The following is a 22,413-nucleotide window of genomic DNA, read 5'->3' on the forward strand; positions in this document are numbered from 1 at the left end:
TCTTCAGAGTGAGAACCGCTGCTATCAGTCCAAGATCTGATTGAATAGCTGTTGCCATCGCTGTCAGAGGACTGCGTCTCGTGCCCATTCAGATATGGCCTAGTCTCGGTATCGATCTGATAACTGTTGCCTTGGGTATCCCAGGATTTTGCGTGAACATCGCCGTCGTCATCTGTCTCGACATCCGAGCAGACCACGTACTCCCCTTCGCCGTGACATTCAGCCTGTGCTGCAGAGGCTACCGCTAACCCCAAACAACACAAAAGCGCAGCGACTTTAGCTCTCATGACATCCCTCTCCTTGAGTCGCGCTCCTAGAATCCGACTCACGCCAGCTTCTCAATATTAGCCCGCAACATCCCGAGCTCAAGTGTGATTTGCCGCGATCCAAGCATGCGCGAAGGATTGGGAAAGCACTTTGCCACGGGCTGTTTATCTGCGACGCGATAAACACGCCACAACTCGTAGCGGTCGCGCTCACGGAACGCTTTTTCAAACTCCCTGCGGGGCCAGTCAAAACGGCCATCGACACCTGTAGTAGATTTCACTTCGAGCCACCTCTGTTGCCCATTAGCGTCAATTGAGCGAATGTCATGGTCGGCGCCCGGCTCGTCATGCGATGTCCATATGACGTATTGCTCAGGATTCTCATACCCCATCTCCCGCACTCTCTGGAGTTCCATGCGGTAAACCAGCTCCTCGCCGCGTCGCCCCACATGGATAGCGCGCTCATTTTCTGCAGGCGTGGGCGGCAGCCAGACGCCCGTGGTTCCTCCGCCACCACCACGAACGCCATCTTCGCGTGTTTCTATTTCTACTCCCAGGGTCGGCGCAACCGTCAGCGAAACGTCTTCGAGATTTGGTAATGAGAATGGAGATACCAAAGGCGGAAGTAGTGGTGGAGCATGATTTATGCGTGGCGCCACCTCCTCAGTAGGCTCGACTACCTCACTACTACTAGAACCTGACGTATTCAGGTTGTCGAAGACCTGCCGCAATGCAAGCTCTTCGAAATCCTCGTCCTCGTCCTCGTCTTCGTCACTTTCAACATCTGACTCCTCGAGATTCGCAGAGAATGATCGGAAGTTAGAAAGTCCCATCTGCTCTAGGTAATCTCTTAAGTCTTCAAGCGTGGCGCAGAGAAGTAACGGAAGAAATGCATTGGCGATGCCGCGCATCGTTGCAACGCTGGTCGCCCCGGCAATCTCTGCAAGCGCCTCAGCCAGCAACAGCTGAAATCTATTTTTATTCTTCGGCGCAACGACACATATCTGCGTTTCACTAACAGCTACCTGCGCTGGAACCACAACACTCGTCCCAGCGACGCTGTATCGACGTTCCATGCTTGAAAAAAAAACAACCTCTCGGATGCTGAGGAGGTTTCGTTTAATCATCGATAGCGATGCAGGGTAGAAACTTTTATGACCATGCCGGTTTCTATAGGCAACTTCATACAGTGCATGCGCAAAAAGCGGCCGGTGAAGAATGGCAATAACACGCTCGGCTTGCTTGGGTTTGAACCAAAACGGAGGTCGACCGGCCAGACCGGGTACCGACTCGCTTGTACCAGCGATTGCTGAAAGTGGACGAATGCCAAGCCCTGAAAAAAATGCACGGACGTGGTCTGAACTGTCAACGACCCCGGTAGCACTATTGGCTTTTCGAAGCGCTTGTTCAAGCGCAGGAAAGTCTGGTTCTAAAAGCTTTTCCGCACGCAACTCTCGAAGAGAGAAGAATCGCGCTTGATCGTCGATTAAGCAGCGAACATCCTCAAGCCCCGGTGGTAATCCAAAATGCCTGCGCAGCCGGTAGGCTTCCAAAAGAATTGCCCGTCTATCTGATGTTACAGGTGAATCCTTTGCCCATACGGTTCCTACGTGCTCGAAGAAGCGTGACCAGTGGGAGTCATTAGGTTGGCTCACCGCACCAAGCGCAAGATAAGCACTTCCGACTACATCGGCATGGTTGTAAACAGGAAATACTTCGCTTAGCGGGGTTCCCATCCTGGGACCAACGAGAATCTCAGAGGGCGGATAATAACTGCCGAGCACCCAGCAAATCGGCTTGCTATTAAATTCAGACCTGCTGCGTCGTTCACGCTTAATGGCTTCGACAAGTGCCGGATATATCAGATCCGGCCGATGAGGGGCCAATCGCTCCTGCGCTCGACGTTCGATGAGCTCGATTAAAGTTTCCGAACCCGGTATGACAGAGAGCTTAAGCTTTCGATAGAGAAGCTCGTTACGCCCTCCGACAATCAGGCAGTCTTCATCAATACATAGTCGATTGGCTTTCGTGTCGAGGTGCAGCATACACGGGGCGGAGAGCTGCCCCGCCCGCGACATCAGGCAAGGGATGTCCCGCAGCACATCGATGATCGCAGGTAGTAGCAAATTGAGATTATCAGCGAGTAACTTTTCAAATCGTTCCGCTATTTCGGGACGTTCCGAAACCGCGCGAGCGTATCGAACTAGATCCGAACCGTTTAGCGAGTTACGGATCCGCAAGCGGGTGATCAATCCTGCCGCCTTCAGCATTTCATTTGATGGTGCGTCTATCGCCAGGTTAAGGTCTTTGGCCAAGGCCTTACTGAGGTGCACCATGGCTGACGGTGAGACCCATTGGCCACGTTGATTCTTGACAACAGGATTGTTCCGTAGCGCCGATAGAGCAAGTCGGCTGATGGGCTTGTTGCTAGTTAGCAGCTTCTTATAAAGAGTTTCACGCTCCCGATCATCGCCCGCCGCAGAGGAAGCGCGGCCAGCGGCGTCAATCAACCACTGTTCTTCGTCGAAAACACGGCAGAAATTTGAAATGGATTTGTATTGAATGAGTTCAGGGTGGAGCCGGTTGGCCAATGGTTCAGGACAATCGTCCCAAAGCTCTGGACTTACGATCATGAGCCGAACAGCGGGTAAGAGTTCGCCGACGGCGTTAAGAGTCGATGCCGTATTAGCCAAGTCAGCCTTGTTAAGCTTATTTAATTTTCGAGGATAAGCGGACAGCGCCGAAGCTTGGCGTTTCTGCATGCCGACGTCGGTTTGGGCTCCATGGTAATCCAGGAATTGATAATCGACGTCGTCACCAACCTTCGTTTCAAGTCTCTTTGAATCATTCCCCGCGCATCGCAACCTTACCAACGATGAAATAGTGAATCGCTTAGCACCGCACTCCGCCGCCAACTTGGACAAAGTCTCATCACCTGAAAGTTTAGGTGCAAGGTAGCGATCAGCACTGAGAAAACCATGTAGCTCGATGTCGGTGGGAAGTACAATTTCTGCTGCACGTACGAGGTATGGATTGGACGGATCGCCCGTGGGCCAACAAGCGTCCGTCGCAAGCCGATGAAGTAGTTTTTTTGAGAATCGTGTCGAACCGAAGTTAACGCTGGTGATCAACGCCTTAAATGCCTCCGCACCATATCGACTGAACCAATCATTCTTAAGGAGCTCAATCGTCAGCTCGACAGCCTCATCGATCAGCCAGTCGTTCCACTCATGGTCGGTGATGGCACTTCGATCTGTGTTGAGTTCGAATGGAGCACTGATGCTGACGACGCAGCCAGTGGCAGACGCAGGTGCTTTCAACGGGTAGTAAAGATGGCCGTGTTGTCGGAGATCGATTCGCCGACGAGTGATCGGAAGTGATACAGCAAGACTCAACTTACCTCCTGACTGACTGTAATAGGCTGGGAAATGCCGACCTAAGAATCTAATCGGAATTTCAATCGCCCGCGAAAATTCGTCTTCTTGGAAGGCGATTCGCTGCCTGCCTTCGTCAACGAGTCTTCCTGACCTCTTTATCATAGTGATGCGCGCAGCTGAAGTGCGCTCCCGCTTCGCATCCTGCTTCCATAAGAGTTCTCGGCCTGTACGGACCGATCGAACATTGACCTCGCGCAGCCCTCTTTTTTTTCCGCTGAGCGCTAGTTTCACTAGCGTGTCTGGTAGGCCTGCGGCCATCAGGTCAAGGGCGTGCTCCTCACGCTCGACGGTAAAAGCCTCCAGCCTCTCGGTCGATTTATGTCGATATGGTACATGTACACGAACACCTTTCTTCCGCGACGAAGCAAGGTCCCGTTCTCGACCTGTTTCCTGTGTCTGAAGATCTAACAACGCGACCTGACCACCAGAACGAACGTGTATTTCATCACCAAAGCGAAATAACGAGCGTAAGCCAAAGTTCTTAGAACCGATGCCGTTTTCTTTAGGCGCTACAACCTCTGCTTGCTTGCTACCGATGACATTGCCAGTTCCGACAATTACCGAAAGACGCTCCCACCCTTTGCGATCAATATTTCGTCCGGTACCGACTACCTCAAGCGAATTGCTGCCGAATTTAAGCGTCAGTGACTCCCCGCCGCCGTCATATTCGTTTTGGACGAGTTCACGAAGTACGTCGCTTGCATCATGCCCAGCAACAAACTGCTCAATGATGCTCGAGCCAATGCGTGTCTGCCGGCTTCCACTGAAGTCAGGTGGCACGTAGTCGTTTTCTTCAACAGAGGGTTGAAGTACCCGTGCTTTTACGCGGTTACGTATTGGTTGATTAGCTGGCTTTGTATTAGCCGAAACTTCCAAAGTTTTGGTGCTCTTGCCAGTCATTAAATCGTTCAAACATCGCACCTCGCGTTTAAATTGATCGCAGACTCATGGTTCACAGCGCTAGCGGCCCGGCCGTGAGGTCAATGCGGCAAGATTGCGCGAGTGGACGAGTGACTGCGTTGAATCCAATACACTCTGTATAGATCAAGTGCCTAGATATAACGAAAAAAGGGACGAAACCGGCGCTGTTACGCCGGGCTTCCTGTTCGGTGCCGGTATCCATTCCGTGAGTCCTGATGAGCGTTCGGAAAATTCCTGTTATCAGACAATAGTAGTGGAAGATATGTACAAAGTGCCATCAGATTGTCCATGCTTAAGGCCGACCTTTCAGAAGCCTCACCAGCGAAGCGTTGCTCAAGCATTTTCGCAAGCACCGTAACGTACGCAGTGTTAACAGAGCACCAAAGGGGGATACATGGAGTTTGTAGTGCCACGCGAGCGGTCTTTAACCGACCTGCTCTCAAATGCATCGTCGGAAGACCTGGAGGTCTTGGCGGATCTGATTACAGATAACGGCAAGGGTAGAATCGCTCTCGACAGCTCGATTAAAAAGGTCATCCTGAATCGCCAAGCACAGGGAAAGCTTCAGTTGATCCCCGATGTTTTGGAGAGCGAGATCCGGGCATTCGGCAGCAACAGCATCGCCAACCTATTCAGATCAGACAGTGTGGAATATCTGGAGCTGGCAAGTGATGTCGCGAAAAAGCTTGATGGGAAACCCAATGCAACAGATGACATCTATGCAATAGAAGAAATCGTCATCCGCCAGGCCGTTCACAAATACATTGGAGAGAGTGCGTCAATAGAGGGGCTGAACGGCACAGCTCTGACGAACTACATTGGACAGGTCGTAAGCACCTTGGCTGCAGCCGGCGGTACCGCTGCTGGCTTCGTAGCAACCGGAGGTGCCGCAGGAGTCGCGGGCGCTATCGGTGGTCGACTAGCTGCATTGGTCGCGGCTCCGCTGGCCATTGGCGTTGCTAGCGCCACGATCTATCAGTCAACAGCACCCGCGTTTCGCATTACCGTGCCGGCGGTGCTCCAAGTGGCCAAGATCCGCCGCATTCGACTTGAAGCTGATTTCGCAGCCTATGTGGAGAAACTACGCGCATGTCTATAAACGTCGAAGCGCTTCTGCGCTCCCTGCCCGATATTCCTGGATTGTTGGCCAAACTCCAAAGTGGAGAATACGAGCTATTTGGCGGCGTCGTCCGACATGCTGCTGGAAGCTCGAAAGGCGGGCGTATCGTCGGCCACCTCCTTTTCCCGGAGGACGCCCTACAAACCCAACAAAGTCTTCAAAACCTTCAGTCCACTTTGACGAGTGGGCTCGAATCGCTGCAAGGAGGAATGGGCCAACTACAGCAGAGCATGAACGTGCTCCAAGGATTGCAATCAGCGAACCTACTCCTTTCCGGCCTGAACCTGGCAGTCACTACGGCAGGGTTCGTGATCGTCTGCAAAAAGCTGAACAAGATCAGCGATCAAATCCAGGCGCAGTCGGTTGCCATCGAGCAAACATGGAATTTGGTCCGCGAAGGTCATGAACGCAATATACTGATCGATGAAGCCCAGTTCCGTGCCTTGCTCCTCACCGCCCGGCAATTCTGCGAGCAGGAAGATGTTCAACAGCTGAGAGCACTGATAGCACCTTTCCATAAGGAGTATCAGTTCACCAAGCTGGTGCTGGAAAAGCACGCCCCCAAAGCAGCCAGCAACATCGACCGTTTGAACGAGATTTCGCTACTTCAGGATCGCCTGGTCAACCTAGGCCTCATGCTGGCGCACGTACAGATGAAATCAGGTGCACCTAGGTTTAGCCAAGAATGCTTAACGCAGCTCGGGAGCGATCTTCGAAACCTAAACGAGAGGCGCATCGAAGTATTAAATAGCGATCGCCGTCTGGCAGCGCGGGTCACCCAGTCACACCTCACGGATCTGACTAACTTCCTGCAGCTCGGCAAGAAAATGATGCCGGCACTAACTTACCAAGCCGATGTCATGAGTATCGAAATCCAACATCCAGGACTCCTTAAACAGGCTTCAAACTCCAAGGAAATATTGTTGGTTGCCGCCTAAAAAGTGGCAACAAGAACCACTGTGTTCTGACGTTTACATGCCCTACCCCTCAGAAATCGGAAGCCTGGACATAAGCAAAAAAGAGCCCGCAAGGGCTCTTTAATAGCTGGCGACTCACTACTTGCTGAGCCATGATTCCACTGTGTCAGAGCCATACTGCTCCTTCCAAGCCTTCAGCCCCCGATGATTGCCGCCTTTTGTTTCGATCGTCTCTCCGCTGTGCGGATTTTTATAGACTTTGACCTGACGCGCCTTACGACTGCCCTTTTTGGCAGGAGCCGCTGAAGCGCGGCCACCCGTTTGGGGATCCAAAATGTTGATGACGTCCTTGAGGCTAAAGCCGTACTTGGCCAGCAAATCACGAATCTTCGTTTCGAACTCAATTTCCTTCTTTAGGCCGGCATCCCCCTTCAATGCCTCCAGTGCCTGCAACTGTTCAGCGAGATGTTTTTCGAGCTGGCGAAATTCTGCGAGTCTGGACATGGAAACCTCGTGGGTGGGTAGAGATCACAACTAAATTGAAATCAAATCTAACAGATTGGTTCCCATCAAAAGTAGCTCCATATTCAAATCGCTCTACCTATCCGTCTGAGCCCCACAAGCGTTAAGTTCTTATACGTTGATCCCTACTCCCCCCCTTCTCGCCTGACACTAAACAAATAATCCTAGTTAGCAGGCGCTCGGCAACCGCCATCCATAGATCGTCAGCAGTCTCAGCAGAGCACTTGCGTCACTCCTTCTGCACCCTTATCAAAGGGGCTCCCCCGTTGCGGCCGGTCGCTCCTACCGTACCCATATCGCGCCTCCAAACCTCAGTTATGACCTATGCTCAAGCCTTCTGAGAACCCCCAATTACAACCAAGGAGATCGACATGGCTGATGATCTGCACAACCGCGGGCCGCAAGACAGAAAACGAGTGAACACTTCCGAAGAATGGGAGTTGAAGTATTGGTCCAAGGAGTTCGGTGTCACCGTTGACCAGCTCAAGACCGCAGTTAAAGCAGTTGGCCCGATGGTCGATGATGTACGCAAAAAACTCGGGAAATAACGCTCGAAAGTGCCCTACGTCACGGTAGGGCTTTTTCTCGATGTGAATATGGCCTAACCGCCTTCAATCCGGACGGAGTCAAATATGCCGAATTCAGACTTGATGGCACCGCTTCTCTCCAAGATCCACGAGAACCAACTCGCACTGGAGGCAGCCATCATGGAGTTGTCGAATTGGGTTGAGCAGCAAGGTTCATCAGACACTGCGGAGAATGTCCGAGAAGCCCTCGCAGCGATCGACCGAAATGAAGACTTCATCAAGATGACGTTGGCGCTGATCGATATATCCATCGAACAATGAAGGCTGTGGGAACCTCCCAATCATCTCCAGAAAAGTTCGTCGCCAATTTTCCTAGATCATCATCCGAATCCAGTGGATAGCATTCAACTGCCCTACCTACTCATTCGGAGAATCACATGTCCAAAAAAAGCACGCCAGCCGATTCAGTACGCCAGCAGCGTAACGATAGATCTGACGCTCTGAACAACAACCGCGGAACTACGGGTACAAACCCGACGAATGCCCATGTTCACGGTAACCGTGGCAAGCAGTTGAACCCTAACCAACGCTAGGACGGCGCCCCCGGTTTCGACCGGGGGATTGAGGATTCAATATGAGCTCAAAAGTTTGTTTCGCAAGTCAGGGAGAGTTGATCAGGCTCGCTTTCGATGCGTTTGGCGTGCTTCCTCGCAAGGAGGCGGATCGTGATGAATTCGATGAAACAGCCAAAAAAAACATTCAGAAGCAGTTGGAGCGACTTGCCAAAGAGGAAGGTCACTTGGCTTCGAACTTTGGCGAAGCTGTCCGACTGCTCGGCGGCATGCTAATGGGTTACCTACCCAGTACACGAATGATGCAAGCCATAGGTGATCCACTGTCTGACCTGCATTACGGCTACAACCAAGTCGTCCGTACTGAAGGGACATTTCTGAGCAAGGCCCAGACCCTTCGATACTTTATCTCGATCAAGGCAGTCCCACTGCTAGTGATCTCGCTGAACCAGAGCCTGCTGCGGCACAAAATCGCGGACTTTCAACTGGAAACGCCCAAGGACGAATTCTGGTATCTACCGTCGATAACCAGCGCCGGCGAGATGACGATGCCTTTGGCTAAAGTCATGCGTTGGGCTTACGCTCGCTGTGGCATTTCGCAGACGCAGTTTCATTATCCTGGAAAGAACGCAGCCTCCGATGATTACGCGCTTCAGCACAACCTTGATAATGCCATCAACTGGATCAGAAACCCCTCGCCTCCGGCCCTTCCTGCACTGATAAAGAACTTCACAAACTCCTTCAACACGCTCGCTGAGTGCGGACGAGAGATTCCTCCTCCCGTTCAAGCGAGCGTTCTGACAAGCCTGGTGTTGGCCAGGGTAACGAGCTACATCGCAGAGCTGATTTCCCAAGCGTACGACGTTAAGTATCTGGAGGATGTTTGCAATCAATTCCGAGACTACTCGCGATGGATAGCGGAGGACGTCAACGAATTCAAAACCGAGATACACCCGGTGATGCAAAGACAAGCGTCGCCTGAGATGGCTTGGGTGACATGGCAACATGCGTGTAGTGATTTCTGGGGCTTTTTCGATGCAAAAGTTGATCACGTAGCAGATACGCTGCAGCAGATTGAAAGTGCAAATGTTGGCACCCCAATCCCGGATGAAATCATCGCTGCACTGACCATCGAATACGGTCGCTTTGCAGTATGCACCCGCATGGACCTCTATGAGCGCACGCTACTATTGAGCCCGCCTGAGGGTTTTTTCGACATGCTAAACCAGGGCTTCACCCTCAAGCATGACCCATGCACTCACTGGTCGACCATCGACGAATACGCTGAGCGCATTAACTCGCTTGGCCTTGAAGACCACCTATGCTGGATGGCACCTTGGCTACGGGCGGTCTACCACTACCGCCAAGGTGAATTCGTAGCAGCCCTAGACCACTATCAGGTCGCGTTTGAGTACGCCAAATACCGTGCCGGCAAGTATCAGTACGACCTAGTAAATCAATTCATCGAAGTGGCCGCCAAGAACGACAGTCGACGCAGATTCAAGAAAGGGATTGAGTGGGCACAGTATCTAGACATCAAGGTTCGATGGCTGCGCAACGACGAGCCAACGGAAGAAAAACTGAACTACGTTTATGGCATGTTGAAAATAGCTCGATACGATCACCAGCTATAAAGAACCCATTGCCGGCCAGCCAGTAATACTGCTGGGTGGCTCGGCCCGGAGCAGTGTGGATCGAAGATCCACACCTATCCTTTATCAGTTCGTGACTCTCTACCTGGCGGAAGTCTGTTGAGAGACTTCACAACCTATTCTTGATGGCAGAAGCCCTCTCCTCACCTTCAAGTTCGCCTGTACATCTGAAGGCAATCCGCTCCACAGATTCAATCCGGAACGCCTCTCGACCTCCGTAACGGTGGCCTGGTAATCACAAAAATTGGCCGCACGAGGGGTACTCTGGTCCATGATGAACGCGGCGTAGAGACCGGTAGCAGGCGTACTACCAATGAAGATGACCTTCCAGTAACCACTTGGAATTATGTGTGCCTTCGTGGTGCCAGGCAGCGAACCAATCGCTCGTTCATAAAGCGGGCCGGTGGCCACATAAACCGCATCAACATCTGCGGCTTTGCTGAGATTGCGTTCCTGGTCCTCAAGCCGAGCCCACGCGCCCTGATTGAGATCCGCCTTCTGCGGAGTGATGTTCGTCAGGTAATTGAGCGCCTGCCAATCAGACGTCCCGCCCAAGGACGCCAAGTTCGCCTGATGCCCGCGATCGATCTTCAAAGCAGCGCTTGCCCCGTTATAGTCGCTGGGGGTGAGTGTTTCACTTGAGGGTACGTCTGGATCGGTCTTCCAATTACGAGGTCGCCCACTGGCGGGTGTTGTTTTCGTAATCTTGTAAGCCACCCAGTTCGCGAACTTGGTGGTTCCGTTGTTGTTCAGGGTATAGGCCTGACGATACAAGGTCATCTCGCTACCGCCCGTTGGACACCCAACCAAGCAGTTGTCAGTCGCATCACCCGACGACGGCTTGAGTCGCTCAGATGTAGTGGCGGTATCTAGCATCCGCGGTGCTGTGCAGGCACCTATCAACGGGATGAGGAGCAGTGAGAGCAGTCTTACTTTTAGCATTCCTTGCACTTGGTTGGCCTTTCAAAAGGCGGCAAGTCTAAGGTCGTTCTTACGTACGACAAAGCGTCATTTCGGAATATGTTTTTCAAGAAATGGCCGGGGATTTGTTCCCCACCAATCCATCCTGATCAAGCCAACGTGTATGTGACTACTCGCAGCTATACTTCAGCTGCTGCGCCACCCGATCGCGGCACTTACCCAGGATCTGAGATCATGACAAGGACTGTAGCCACTTTCGCCGGGCATTTTCTAGTGCTTGGCCTCGTCGGTGTACTTGCTAACTGCAGCACCATTCCCGAGAAGTGGGACGAAGGTCGAAAGGGACAAGCTCCAGGCGTCAAACCTCTGCGTCCGCTGGCGCAGATCACGGCAAAAACCTTAAGTGCTGACTACGCGACCGAACCTCAGTCCGGCGCCCCAATCGCCGTGGGACTCTCCCTCTCTGGAGGTGGAACGCGCGCAGCGATGTTTGCGCATGGCGTTCTCCAAGGATTGAATGACAGCGGTGTTCTCGCCCAGCTCGACGCCATGTCCACCGTTTCGGGAGGAAGCTATACCGCGCTGTGGTATTACACCCAACGTTTAGAGGCGCGAAGAGCAGGCACGTCATACAGCGACATGTTCAACGATTGCGTCCCACTGTGGTGGCAGGAGCCACCCACCGCCGGCGAAGACAGCTTCAAGACTAAGCAGCAAATACGAAAAGCATTGGAGCTCGCAGGCCAGGGCACCGATGGATTCAAGACCATGGAGCAATGCACGCAGAATAGGCACTTTCGGGAAGGCGACCCATACAGACGCCAGGTTCACCTCTCGCGTTGGCCGGACGTATTCAGATATTCAGAGACTATTCCTACTGGCAATGCTCAAGGCGCCCCGTGGTGGGAAACGATCCGCCTAGCGATCACCAGTGTAGGCGAAGTATTCTTCTCACCTCTCATCAAAACCGGGGACGTCCCTTCTGCCTACCAGTACGGTATCGAACGAGCTTGGGCGCTAAACCCCAACCCCCGAACCAGCCCTTATCAGGACTTCAGCTACACGAACGATACCGGCAAACCGCAAACATCAGGCTGGCATCTGGACCCCGCCAAAGCCACATGGCAGCAACTGAGGGTACTGTACGAGGACAAATCAACAGGCAAGATTCCCCTGTGGATTTTGAATGCCAGCAATGCCCCACGGGGTGCTGGCACTGACCAAAGTCGGATCTTCGAAATCACACCTTTTGGTCAAGGTTCAGAGCTCACCGGATACCTGCGCGGTAGGGTGCCCAGCATTGCTGATCTCGGCACTTCAGTTCGCGCCTCGGCCGCAGCGCTGGATGCACAAGGCGCTGGTGAGAAGTACGCGCAATCCCTCTCCCCGCGCAACTTCATGTTTCCATTAGCCGAATGGGGCGAGACGGTAAAGAACCCGTTTCAAGATTCGCCGAAACGCTTTCACCTCAGCGATGGTGGTCACTCAGAGAACCTAGGGGTCTACAGTTTGCTGCGTCGAGGAGCACGCGACGTGATCGTGGTAGATGCTGCTGCCGATGTTGAAGGACGCATGGCGGATCTCTGCGCTCTGCGCAGCATGCTGGCGAAAGAAAAAGTCACCTTGAAGTTCTCAAGTGAACTGACGCAACTCGACACAGTGTGCGAGGGTGCGATTGGCAATCCACACTCAAAATTACTGGGGTACAACACATCTGCCTGGTTGAATCCCGTGGTGCCCGGACAAGTCATCTGGCCGCCGGAGAGCGGCCTACCACCGAGCCGCATTTGGCTGATTAAACTGGGTTGGGACCAGCAGGCAGTAAGACGTGCATTCAATGACAAAAAATGCGAAACACTTGAATATCCGGTCAGTTGTATCGTGACTGCTTACTATGGCCACAACACCAATACGATACGGCCGAAGGATCAGTATCTGTTTTTCCCTCAACTGACCACTCCAGGGGCAGGTTTCAGCAGCAGTTCCTATATGTTTTGGGCGTACCGGGAGTTGGGAAGAACCGCGGCATCTGCCTTGAAACTGCAACCCGATGGCACGCTAGCTTTGCAGCCGCGAATCACACTCAAGCCCCAGCAAGCGGATTGTGTTCGTCCAGATTTGCGTCCTGAACCTTGTTGAGGGGGAACGCTTCTGGCCCCCTCCACCTCTTGGATGCAAATTGGAAACGTGTGCCATGGCAGAGTTTAAGCCTGCTGCACATTCCCGATGGGTGAACGCAAAGCCGAATCGGTGCGGGGGCTCACGAACGGATGAAATCACGAAGCGCTTCAACGCGTAAGAGCTTGTCGTCAGTGTGAGCGATGCGATGACAATTGGCACACAGAAGCACAAGATCGTCTGGATCCGTCTCCCCCGTGTGATCCTCATGGGAAAGCGGCAGCTGGTGATGACACTCAATGACGCGTGTCGCCTTCATCCCCAACAGAGCGAAGAAATCGGCATCGCAAGCAGCACAACTGAGCCTATGTTCCTGACTCATTCGCTGAAGCTTTAACTCATATCCCACACGCCCTTTTCGTTCCGTGTGTAGGTGAGTTTTCATCGCCTTGGATCCTTCGGCGAAGCTCGAGTTTTCTCGAAGGTCATCTCTCTCGCTGATGAACATGGTCTGCAATCTGGAGATCATTTCCGCAGTTTCACTTCCTCCGGCAAAATCTCCTTGGTCGTAATAATCGAACGAGCCGAGAACATGAATGAACACATTCACGCTCTCCTCATTCAACGGGGCGTCTTGCCACTTCGAGGAACAAACTTTCTGCGCAGGTCCTGCGCCTTTGCATCGAAGGAAGTAAGAGCAGGTGTTCAAGCAAGAGCCTTGGTGGCTGGCCCAGTTCTTCCCGCCAGGCATGATCGAATCAAGAATGGTTTTTTCAGGACCGCTAAATTTCAGGCTTTTTATAGTCATCAGGCTCACTTAGACCCAGTTGTTCCACTGGTTTAGGTAGGTCACTCACATCAGGTCGAACTATGTAAGTTGTGGCCGAAACCAACGGCAATGTCAATTAGCCATTATTCGCAAGAAGTTGCGCACTTGTTTTGTAAAAAAGCCTGACAAAACCGCTGAGAGCCACGTCGTACAAGGCCTGCAGCCAAGTGCGCAAGAAGTTGCGCAGTGCTGCGCAACTTCTTGCGCACTTTTGCCTTGAGCGAGCGCTTTATTTCGCACAAGCGCCTGGAAAATCAGTCAAACACCCCGGCCCGTATGGCTGCCACAATTGTTGGCACGCTCCTTGATAACAGTCAGGCACCCACCGGGCGATTTCGCCTCCCGGGCACCTTAAATTATTCCGCAAGGAGAGCACCCCATGGCAACACCAGCGTACATGTCGGTTACCGGCGAAAAACAAGGCCTGATCACTGCAGGCGCTTTCACCGCTGACTCCGTAGGCAACACCTACCAGGAAGGCCACGAAGACCAGGTTATGGTTCAGGCTTTCAGCCACGACGTGATCATCCCGCGTGACCCACAATCCGGTCAGCCAACCGGTCAGCGCGTTCACAAGCCAGTCGTGATCACCAAGGTCTACGACAAGGCTTCGCCTCTGCTGCAAGCTGCTCTGACCTCCGGCGAGCGCATGAGCGAAATCGTTATCCAGTGGTTCCGTACTTCTGCTCAAGGCACCCAAGAGCACTACTACACCACCAAACTGGAAGACGCGATCATCGTCGCCATCAACAACAAAATGCACAACTGCCAGGATCCAGGCAACTCGCACTTCACCCACCTGGAAGAAGTGCAGTTCACCTACCGCAAAATCACCTGGACCCACGAAGTATCCGGTACTTCGGGTTCCGATGACTGGCGTGCTCCAGTCGTTTAATTACGGCTGATCGTTACAAGCATCGGCCAGCTCTGCTGGTCGATGTTGTTTTCGCCCTCCAGAATTTCGCGTAAGTTGAGCCGTTTTGCGGTCGTCAACTCACGCCGCTGTACAGCACGAGGAACAAGGGATGTTCGCGCCGGCCAATGAAACTCACTTTGCCCTGACCATCGAAGGGCTTTCCGCCGATTTTCAGGTGTTTACCCTCACCGGTCGGGAAGCCATCAGCCAGCCTTTTGTCTTCGAGGTGGAGCTGGTCAGTGAGCAGCCGTCGCTGGACCTCGAAACCCTGCTGCACAAACCGGCCTTCCTGCAGTTGTCGCCCGACGGCAGCGGCATCCACGGCCAGATCTACCGCGCCGCGCAAGGCGATTCCGGCAAACGCCTGACCCGTTATTCAGTGACCCTGCGCCCGCAACTGGCGTACCTGGCGCATCGCGTCAACCAGCGCATCTTCCAGAACCTCAGTGTGCCGAAAATCATCGGCAAGGTCCTCGAAGAACACGGTATTCAAAGCAACGCCTACGAATTCAAGACCGGCTCGATTTATCCCGAGCGCATCTACTGCGTGCAATACGATGAATCGGACCTGCATTTCATCCAGCGCCTGTGCGAGGAAGAAGGTATCCATTACCACTTCGAACACACGGCGACGGCGCACAAACTGGTATTCGGCGATGACCAGACGGTGTTCCCGAAACTCAAACCTGTGGCCTATCAGCAAGATTCCGGCATGGTCGCCAGCGACCCGGTGATCAAGCGTTTCGACCTGCGCCTGGAAACCCGTACCAGCCGCACCACCCGCCGCGATTACGACTTCGAAAAACCACGCCTCACACTCGAAAGCGAGAACCGTGGCGACGCCCTGCCCGACCTTGAAGACTACGATTACCCCGGTCGCTTCATCGACCGCGAGCGCGGCAAACACCTGGCCAAACGCGCCCTCGAACGCCATCGCAGCGACTTCCAGCTCGCCGAAGGCAAAAGCGATCAGCCATTGCTGGTCAGTGGTCACTTCCTCGCCCTGACCGCGCACCCGAAAGCCAAATGGAACGACCTCTGGTTGCTGACGGAAGTCCTCCACGAAGGCAAGCAACCGCAAGTCCTCGAAGAGTCGGTAACCAGCGACACCACCGCACTCAAAGACGACTTCCATCAAGGCTACCGCAACCGCTTCCAGGCCACGCCGTGGGACGTGCCCAACCGCCCGCCCCTGCGCCATCCGAAACCGCGCATCCTCGGCAGCCAAAGTGCCGTGGTCACGGGCCCGAAAGGCGAAGAGATCCATTGCGACGAGTACGGCCGCGTCAAAGTGCAATTCCACTGGGACCGCGAAGGCCAGGCCGACGACAAAACCAGCTGCTGGCTGCGCGTCTCCAGCGCCTGGGCCGGCGCCCAGTACGGCGGCATCGCCATCCCGCGTATCGGCATGGAAGTGCTGGTCACCTTCCTTGAAGGCGACCCCGATCAACCGCTGATCAGCGGCTGCCTGTACCACAAGGAAAACACCGTCCCCTATCCACTGCCGGCGAACAAGACCCGCAGCACCTTCAAGACCCTGAGTTCCATGGGCGGTGGCGGCTACAACGAACTGCGCATCGAAGACAAAAAAGGCCAGGAACAGATCTACCTGCACGCCCAGCGCGACTGGGACGAAAACGTCGAGCACGACCAGAAAATCCGCGTCGGCAACGAACGCCACGACACCGTCGAAAAGAACAGCTACAGCGAGTTCAAGGCCGAAGAACACCACACCGTCTACGCCGACCGCAAAGTCGAAACCCGCGCCAACGACCACCTGACCGTCGGCGTCAATCAGCACATCAAGATCGGCACCGGCCAGTTCATCGACGCCGGGCAAGAAATCCACCTCAGCAGCGGCATGAAAGTGGTAATGGAAGCCGGCGCAGAGCTGACCCTGATCGGCGGCGGCAGCTTCATCAAGATCGACGCCGGCGGCGTGACCCTGAGCGGCCCGGTGATCAATATGAACTCCGGCGGAAGTCCCGGCAGCGGCACCGGCGCCGCCCCGTTGATGCCCGGCATCCTGAAACAGGCCGACGCCGACAAGGCCGGCCAGGTCCTGACCCCGGCCCAGATCAACACCCTCAAACGTAACGCGCCGTTCTGCGAAGAATGCGAAAAATGCAAGGCAGGTGCCTGTGCCATCTGATCGAATTACGCCCAAGGAATGGCTGGCGCAACAGCCGTTGCAGACTGGTGAGCGTTTGTATCTGGTTATTAGTGCGGCGAGTGATTCCGACGCGCTGAAAAACCTGTATCTCACCGAACCCACCGCCCAGCTCATCCCGATCTGGGGCGGCACGCCCTACTCCACCTGGCAACCGGTGATGCCCTACGTCACCGAACTCAAACCGAACTCGGCGTTCCTGCCGTGGAACGCTGAAACCGATGCTCTCGATTGGGGATGGTTGGCGGTGTCGCGTTCCGAGCCGAATGAAGTGTTCGAGCATCTGCGCAGTCTGACGCAGGTGAAGATGCCGGACGGGACCGAGGTGTTTTTCCGGTTTTGGGATGGGCGGCATATCTATCCGATTCTGCATGGACTGGGGGAGAAGGCTGGGGAAGTACTGCCGATGTTTGAGCGGTATCTGATTAACGGGCAGTCGCTGGAGGTTGGGACGAGGGTTGTGCCGAAAGTGAAAGATTGGCCGTGGTGGGAGGTGCCGAAGGAGCTGTTGGATGGGTTGAATAAGGAGAATCCATCCACCGTAATTGACAACCTGATGCAGTGGCTGCGTGAAGATTGCCCCGAGCTTTATTTCGCCTTTCCTGAAAACAACCTGCACCGCAAAGTCGAACGCTTCGTCCGACATCAACCGAATACAGAAGATATGGCAGAGCGCCTCGCCGCCCAGCTGACAAAGGAAGTCAACGCATGATTAGCAGCCCACTGGGAACCTTGGTTCTTCAGGTACTGGACGCCAAAGCACCCGACGTCAACCTGATCCTCAAAGACTTCAATAATTGCCTGAGTGACTACAAAAATTGGGCGGATGGCTTCTGGACACGCTGGGTTATGGACGTTGACCAAAAATTCAAGGTCGGCAACGAAGTAAGCGTTACTCAGCGCAGGACCAGGACAGGGGCCGTCGAGACCTTTGCCGTGTGTCCTAAGGACGGCAAATTTACGCTAATCCATGCATTCGAGACTGCACGCTACGTGCCCATCGGTAATACCCCGGTGCGCGTCGAACAGGTCGAAAAAGCACTGATTGGCTACTCCGTGGTGGGAGCACCGATCAATAAAGTGATTGGCCCCAGCGGTATAGAAACCATCGAAAACTGCATGCCTGGAAAACAATATCGCATCACCTTTTTTCCAGATGTCTCTGAAACTGATGTCAAAGCGCTTTATGGTTCCTATAAAGGTGTGATCAGCGATCTCGACGGCTGGTTGAAAAACGAGTGGGCGAGCAAATTCCAAGCGCCATGGAGCGCCTACTCCGCGGCAGATCGGTCGGATCGCGTGATGATTTTGCTTCAAGAGGCCCTCGATAGCTTCGAGCAGGCGTTGCTCAGTCTATGGGATGATTTGAAAGACCTTGTAGGACTTCTAGCCGACCCGATAGGCAACGCCAAAAAGCTTCGTGACTACTTGTCAGAACTTGAACTCGAAAAGCTCTATTCCACTTCCAAAGAAGCTATTGCCTCAGCCTTGTTGATACTCAACGATGAACCACTAATGTTCATCTATATCTCGGCGATTGTCGCCTGGGTAGGCATGCTGCCGCCGCAAGTGATCGTCAACGTGATCGCAAGTATCGGCGTCGAATTCCTGATCAACGTGGTCATCGGCATTTGCCTAACCGGCGGCGCCGGCCTGGCCGTACGCCTGGGCACAAAGGCCCTTAGTAAAATGAAGCCCGGGGGAGCCACCAAACACCTTGAGGATCTGGCTGAGCAACTGATGACGGCCAGTACCAAGCACAGTCTTCCGGCCCATACACAGCTATCTAAACCTGTGATGCTCAAGGCTAAAGATGCTCCGCTGAACGCGAGCAAAAAGGCCCCCCTCTCCATCAGCCCCTTGGATGCTGGCGGTGGCCCTGTACCTCTGCCCAAGACTGTCGACACTCCCACACTGAAGGAGCCGAACGCCTCGGTGTTTGCCCGGAAGAAAACAGAACCTCAAAGCCTACTGGTCAAAGAAGAACAGATTAAGGATGTACCCAAGCAGTCCGAGAATCCGGCAGGGCAAGCAGCACAATGCACGAAGAACACCCGCTGTGAGGGCGACCCCATCTCGATGGTCACCGGCGAGGAACTCCTGACTATCGCCGATGGCAAACTGGACGGTCTGCTACCGTTGGAATGGACACGCCTGTACCGCACCAGTGCGGTGGAGATCGATAGCCGTTTAGGCTACGGCTGGAGCCATTCACTATCACATAGTCTACAAATTAACGATGAAGGCGTGCTGTGGACTGACAACGAAAATCGTCAGACCCAGTTCCCGCTGCCGAACGAACAGCGTCCGGCTATCATCAATAGCCTCGCCGAGGCGGCGATTTTCCTGGGAGATGCGCCAAGCGAACTGATCCTGGCTCAGGCCGGACAAAACGCATGCTTTTATCATTTCCGCGCCGGGCGCCTGACCACCATTAGCGATGCCTACGACAATCAACTGCATATTAGTTATGACCTGGTTGATCGCATACAGCGCATTGATAATGGTGCCGGGCGTTCATTGTTTTTACGCTATGAAGATCGGCATATTGTTGCTCTGGACTATCAGCAACGACGGGCCGAGTACGACGAACGAGGTGCACGCCAAGACCCGTGGCTGACGGTTAAGACACTGGTCAACTACGAGTATAACGAGCATAACCAACTGGTCAGTGCCACCAACTCGGCAGGCGAAATCGAGCGCTATCGCTATGACGATCAGCATGTTATCCAGCAACGCCAACTGGCCGGTGGCGCAATCTTTCACTGGGAGTGGGAGCGCGAAGGCAAGACGGCCCGATGCATTCGTCAGTGGTCCAATATTACGCAGATCGATACGCGTTTTATGTGGGACGACGAAGGTACCGTCACCGCCATCAACTCCGATGGTAGTGAGCAGATATACGTACACGACAAAAACGCCCGACTAGTTAGCCAGACCGGGCCGGACGGCGCGCAAACGCAAAAAGCCTACGATGAAAAAGGCCGATTGACCGCTGAAAAAGACCCGCTTGGTGCCGTCACCGAATATCAATACGAAGAAGCAGGACGCCTGGTTGCAATCATTCCCCCCGAAGATCAACCGACTACCTACCAGTATCACAACGGTTTGATACGAGTAGTCCGTCGAGGGGAAGCCACTTGGAAATACCAGCGTAACCTCCAGGGTGATATCACCCAACAGACTGATCCCGACGGCAACGAGACTCACTACCGCTACGACCGCCAGGGCCGCTTGCTGGAAGTCACACATCCCGACGGTAGCCGCCATCAACTCGCCTGGAACGGCCTCGGGCAATTGCTTGAAGAACGCCTACCCGATGGTGGCCAGCGCAAGTACCGCTACGATGCCTTCGGACGACAGGTCATTCAGCAGGACGAAAGCGGTGCCATCACCCAGTACCAATGGGACGCCGCCGACCGCTTGGCGCAGATCAATCTTCCCGGCGGCGCGACCCGCGCCTTCAGTTACAACGCTTACGGCAAAGTAACCGCCGAACGCGACGAGATGGGTCGCATCACCCGATACGAATACGCCGATAACCTGCACTTGGTCAGCCGTTGCATCAACCCGGACGGCAGTCAACTGCGTTATCGCTACGACAACGCCCGCCTGTTGCTTTCCGACATCGAAAACGAACGAGGCGAACACTATAAGCTGGATTACTATTCGAACGGGCTGATCCAGCAGGAAACCGGCTTCGACGGTCGTCGTACAGCCTATGAGTACGACCTCAACGGCCAACTGCTGAAGAAAACCGAGTTCGGCGACGACGGCAGCGAACTGGTCACTGAATATCAGCGTGACGCTGCTGGCCGACTAATGGTGAAAACCTTGGCCGATGGCGAGGCAATCCACTACAGCTACGACGCCCTCGGGCGACTCGTAAACGTCGACGACGGCCATTGGCCGCTCGCCTACAAGTACGACCTGCAAGACCGCCTCATCGAAGAACACCAAGGCTGGGGCACCCTGCGCTACGAATACGACAGCGTCGGACAGCTCAAACACTGCCGCCTGCCTGACGGCAGCAAACTCGATTATCGTCGCCAACCCGGCGGGCAACTCAGCAGCATCGACCTCAACGGCTCACGCCTGACCTCCCACCAGTTCAGCGCCGGTCGCGAACAACAGCGCCAACAGGGCTTGCTGCTCAGCCAATACCAGTACGACGAACAGGGACGCCTGCAAGCGCACAGCGTCAGCCAGCGGAACCAAAATCTGTTTCAGCGTCGCTATGCCTACGACGCCAACGGCAACCTGGCCGGTATTGACGACAGTCGCAAAGGTAGCCGCAGCTATCACTATGATCCGCTCGATCGCCTCATCAGCGTCCGTGGCGCGATGCCGGAAAGCTTTGCACATGATCCTGCAGGCAACCTTCTCGGTCAGAACGATCTACCCGCGGCCAACCTCGCCAATGTCAAAGGCAACCGCCTGCTGATGCAGGGTGATCGTCACTATGAGTACGACGCCTACGGCAACCTGAGCCGTGAAGGCCGTGGTACCGGGCAAAAACTGGTCACCGAATATCGCTACGACTGCCAACACCGGTTGATCGGTGTAAGCCTGCCAGGTGGTAGCTTCGCGACGTACAAGTACGACGCCTTCGGCCGTCGTATTGAGAAAACCGTCGACGGCCACACCACCGAGTTCCTGTGGCAAGGCGAACGCCTCATCGCGGAAAGCGCTGAAAACCGCTATCGCAGCTACATCTACGAACCGGGCACCTTCCGCCCATTGGCGATGCTCGACGGCGAAGGCCCGCTCAGGGCTACACCGTTCTATTACCAACTCGACCATCTCGGTACCCCGCAGGAGCTCACCGATTACAGCGGCGAAATCATGTGGTCGGCCAAGTTCCGAGCTTACGGCAACCTCGCAGCATTGGAAGTCAGTGAAATCGATAACCCTTTACGGTTCCAGGGTCAGTATTTCGATGCCGAGACAGGTCTACATTACAATCGCCATCGTTACTACAATCCGAACACTGGGCGTTTTTTGACCCCGGACCCGATCAAGTTGGCGGGGGGGCTGAATAATTATAAATATGTCCATAACCCAACAGGCTGGGTAGACCCGTTAGGTTTAGACGAGTGCCCAGGAGCACCAGAAGGCAAATCCTCCCGCACCCGACTCCCAAGGAACCAAGGTCGCTGGGGGCCCGACGGTAAGGGAAAGCCGGGGGAAAGCCCTTGGTACTCTGACATTCCTGAGGTCAACGAAGTAACCAAAGGGGAGCCTATTCCTTTCGTCAATGGTCGTCCTGACTTTTCACAGTGGTCCAAAGGTACTGTCAAATTCAAACCCGGCGTACTAGATGGAACAGATCAAGACTTCAAAAAAGTATATGAAAGACTAAAAGAGGATCGAGGCCTCAGAAGTGCCAATGCTGCTAGACTACTCTTACGAAAAGCGGGGCTCACGCCACACCATCTTGACAAAGAGACCATTCAGTTAATACCAACAGACCTTCATGGAAACATCCCCCATATCGGCTCTGCTTCGGACATGAGGAATTAGTT

14 protein-coding genes are annotated in these 22,413 nt (G+C 54.2%); 10 read left to right on the forward strand and 4 right to left on the reverse strand.

All coding sequences use genetic code 11. The features are described from left to right. Positions 1-325: 325 nt before the first annotated feature. Positions 326-4,615 (reverse strand): protein NO VEIN domain-containing protein, encoded by a 4,290-nt coding sequence (locus ACZZ0G_RS26925; RefSeq protein WP_463558250.1) that lies wholly within the window; start codon positions 4,613-4,615, stop codon positions 326-328. Between the two features lie 403 nt (positions 4,616-5,018). On the opposite strand from ACZZ0G_RS26925, the gene ACZZ0G_RS26930 reads away from it, so the two are divergent. Continuing rightward, positions 5,019-5,723, forward strand: a complete 705-nt coding sequence (locus ACZZ0G_RS26930) for a YaaW family protein (protein WP_463558251.1) — start codon at positions 5,019-5,021, stop codon at positions 5,721-5,723. After that, entirely contained in the window at positions 5,714-6,682 is a 969-nt protein-coding gene (locus ACZZ0G_RS26935) for a hypothetical protein (RefSeq protein WP_463558252.1), read from the forward strand. The genes ACZZ0G_RS26930 and ACZZ0G_RS26935 overlap by 10 nt, the downstream gene beginning before the upstream one ends. Before the next feature lie 117 nt (positions 6,683-6,799). Here ACZZ0G_RS26935 and ACZZ0G_RS26940 read toward each other — a convergent pair whose 3' ends face one another. Next, complete coding sequence (locus ACZZ0G_RS26940; RefSeq protein WP_463558253.1) at positions 6,800-7,165, reverse strand: histone-like nucleoid-structuring protein, MvaT/MvaU family; 366 nt, start codon at positions 7,163-7,165, stop codon at positions 6,800-6,802. Positions 7,166-7,554: 389 nt separating this feature from the next. Here ACZZ0G_RS26940 and ACZZ0G_RS26945 point away from each other — a divergent pair, with 389 nt between their 5' ends. The 3 genes from ACZZ0G_RS26945 (at position 7,555) to ACZZ0G_RS26955 (ending at position 9,916) form a co-directional block, all read left to right on the forward strand. Beyond that, on the forward strand, positions 7,555-7,731 hold the full coding sequence (locus ACZZ0G_RS26945; protein ID WP_463558254.1) for a DUF3606 domain-containing protein: 177 nt from the start codon (positions 7,555-7,557) through the stop codon (positions 7,729-7,731). A gap of 84 nt (positions 7,732-7,815) precedes the next feature. Next, complete coding sequence (locus ACZZ0G_RS26950; protein ID WP_463558255.1) at positions 7,816-8,031, forward strand: hypothetical protein; 216 nt, start codon at positions 7,816-7,818, stop codon at positions 8,029-8,031. 313 nt (positions 8,032-8,344) lie between these two features. Beyond that, the gene (locus ACZZ0G_RS26955) at positions 8,345-9,916 is read left to right on the forward strand and encodes a hypothetical protein (RefSeq protein WP_463558256.1); all 1,572 of its coding nucleotides are present in this window, start codon (positions 8,345-8,347) and stop codon (positions 9,914-9,916) included. 99 nt (positions 9,917-10,015) lie between these two features. Here ACZZ0G_RS26955 and ACZZ0G_RS26960 read toward each other — a convergent pair whose 3' ends face one another. Next, a complete protein-coding gene (locus ACZZ0G_RS26960) occupies positions 10,016-10,876 on the reverse strand; it encodes a DNA/RNA non-specific endonuclease (protein WP_463558257.1) in 861 nt (286 codons plus the stop codon). A 78-nt stretch (positions 10,877-10,954) separates the two neighbouring features. Here ACZZ0G_RS26960 and ACZZ0G_RS26965 point away from each other — a divergent pair, with 78 nt between their 5' ends. Further along, positions 10,955-12,994, forward strand: coding sequence for a patatin-like phospholipase family protein (locus ACZZ0G_RS26965; RefSeq protein WP_463558258.1), 2,040 nt, complete (start codon positions 10,955-10,957; stop codon positions 12,992-12,994). Between the two features lie 121 nt (positions 12,995-13,115). Here ACZZ0G_RS26965 and ACZZ0G_RS26970 read toward each other — a convergent pair whose 3' ends face one another. After that, positions 13,116-13,781 (reverse strand): HNH endonuclease, encoded by a 666-nt coding sequence (locus ACZZ0G_RS26970; protein ID WP_463558259.1) that lies wholly within the window; start codon positions 13,779-13,781, stop codon positions 13,116-13,118. 400 nt (positions 13,782-14,181) lie between these two features. On the opposite strand from ACZZ0G_RS26970, the gene ACZZ0G_RS26975 reads away from it, so the two are divergent. The 4 genes from ACZZ0G_RS26975 (at position 14,182) to ACZZ0G_RS26990 (ending at position 22,411) form a co-directional block, all read left to right on the forward strand. Further along, on the forward strand, positions 14,182-14,697 hold the full coding sequence (locus ACZZ0G_RS26975; RefSeq protein ID WP_007919523.1) for an Hcp family type VI secretion system effector: 516 nt from the start codon (positions 14,182-14,184) through the stop codon (positions 14,695-14,697). A gap of 130 nt (positions 14,698-14,827) precedes the next feature. Next, positions 14,828-16,870: a type VI secretion system Vgr family protein gene (locus ACZZ0G_RS26980; protein ID WP_463558260.1), complete on the forward strand. Its 2,043-nt coding sequence runs from the start codon at positions 14,828-14,830 to the stop codon at positions 16,868-16,870. Next, positions 16,860-17,600: a DUF4123 domain-containing protein gene (locus ACZZ0G_RS26985; protein WP_463558261.1), complete on the forward strand. Its 741-nt coding sequence runs from the start codon at positions 16,860-16,862 to the stop codon at positions 17,598-17,600. Before ACZZ0G_RS26980 ends, ACZZ0G_RS26985 begins: the two co-directional genes overlap by 11 nt. Beyond that, entirely contained in the window at positions 17,600-22,411 is a 4,812-nt protein-coding gene (locus ACZZ0G_RS26990; RefSeq protein WP_463558906.1) for an RHS repeat-associated core domain-containing protein, read from the forward strand. Before ACZZ0G_RS26985 ends, ACZZ0G_RS26990 begins: the two co-directional genes overlap by 1 nt. The last annotated feature ends 2 nt before the right edge of the window (positions 22,412-22,413 follow it).

It is taken from the genome of Pseudomonas sp. AC169 (assembly GCF_979258515.1).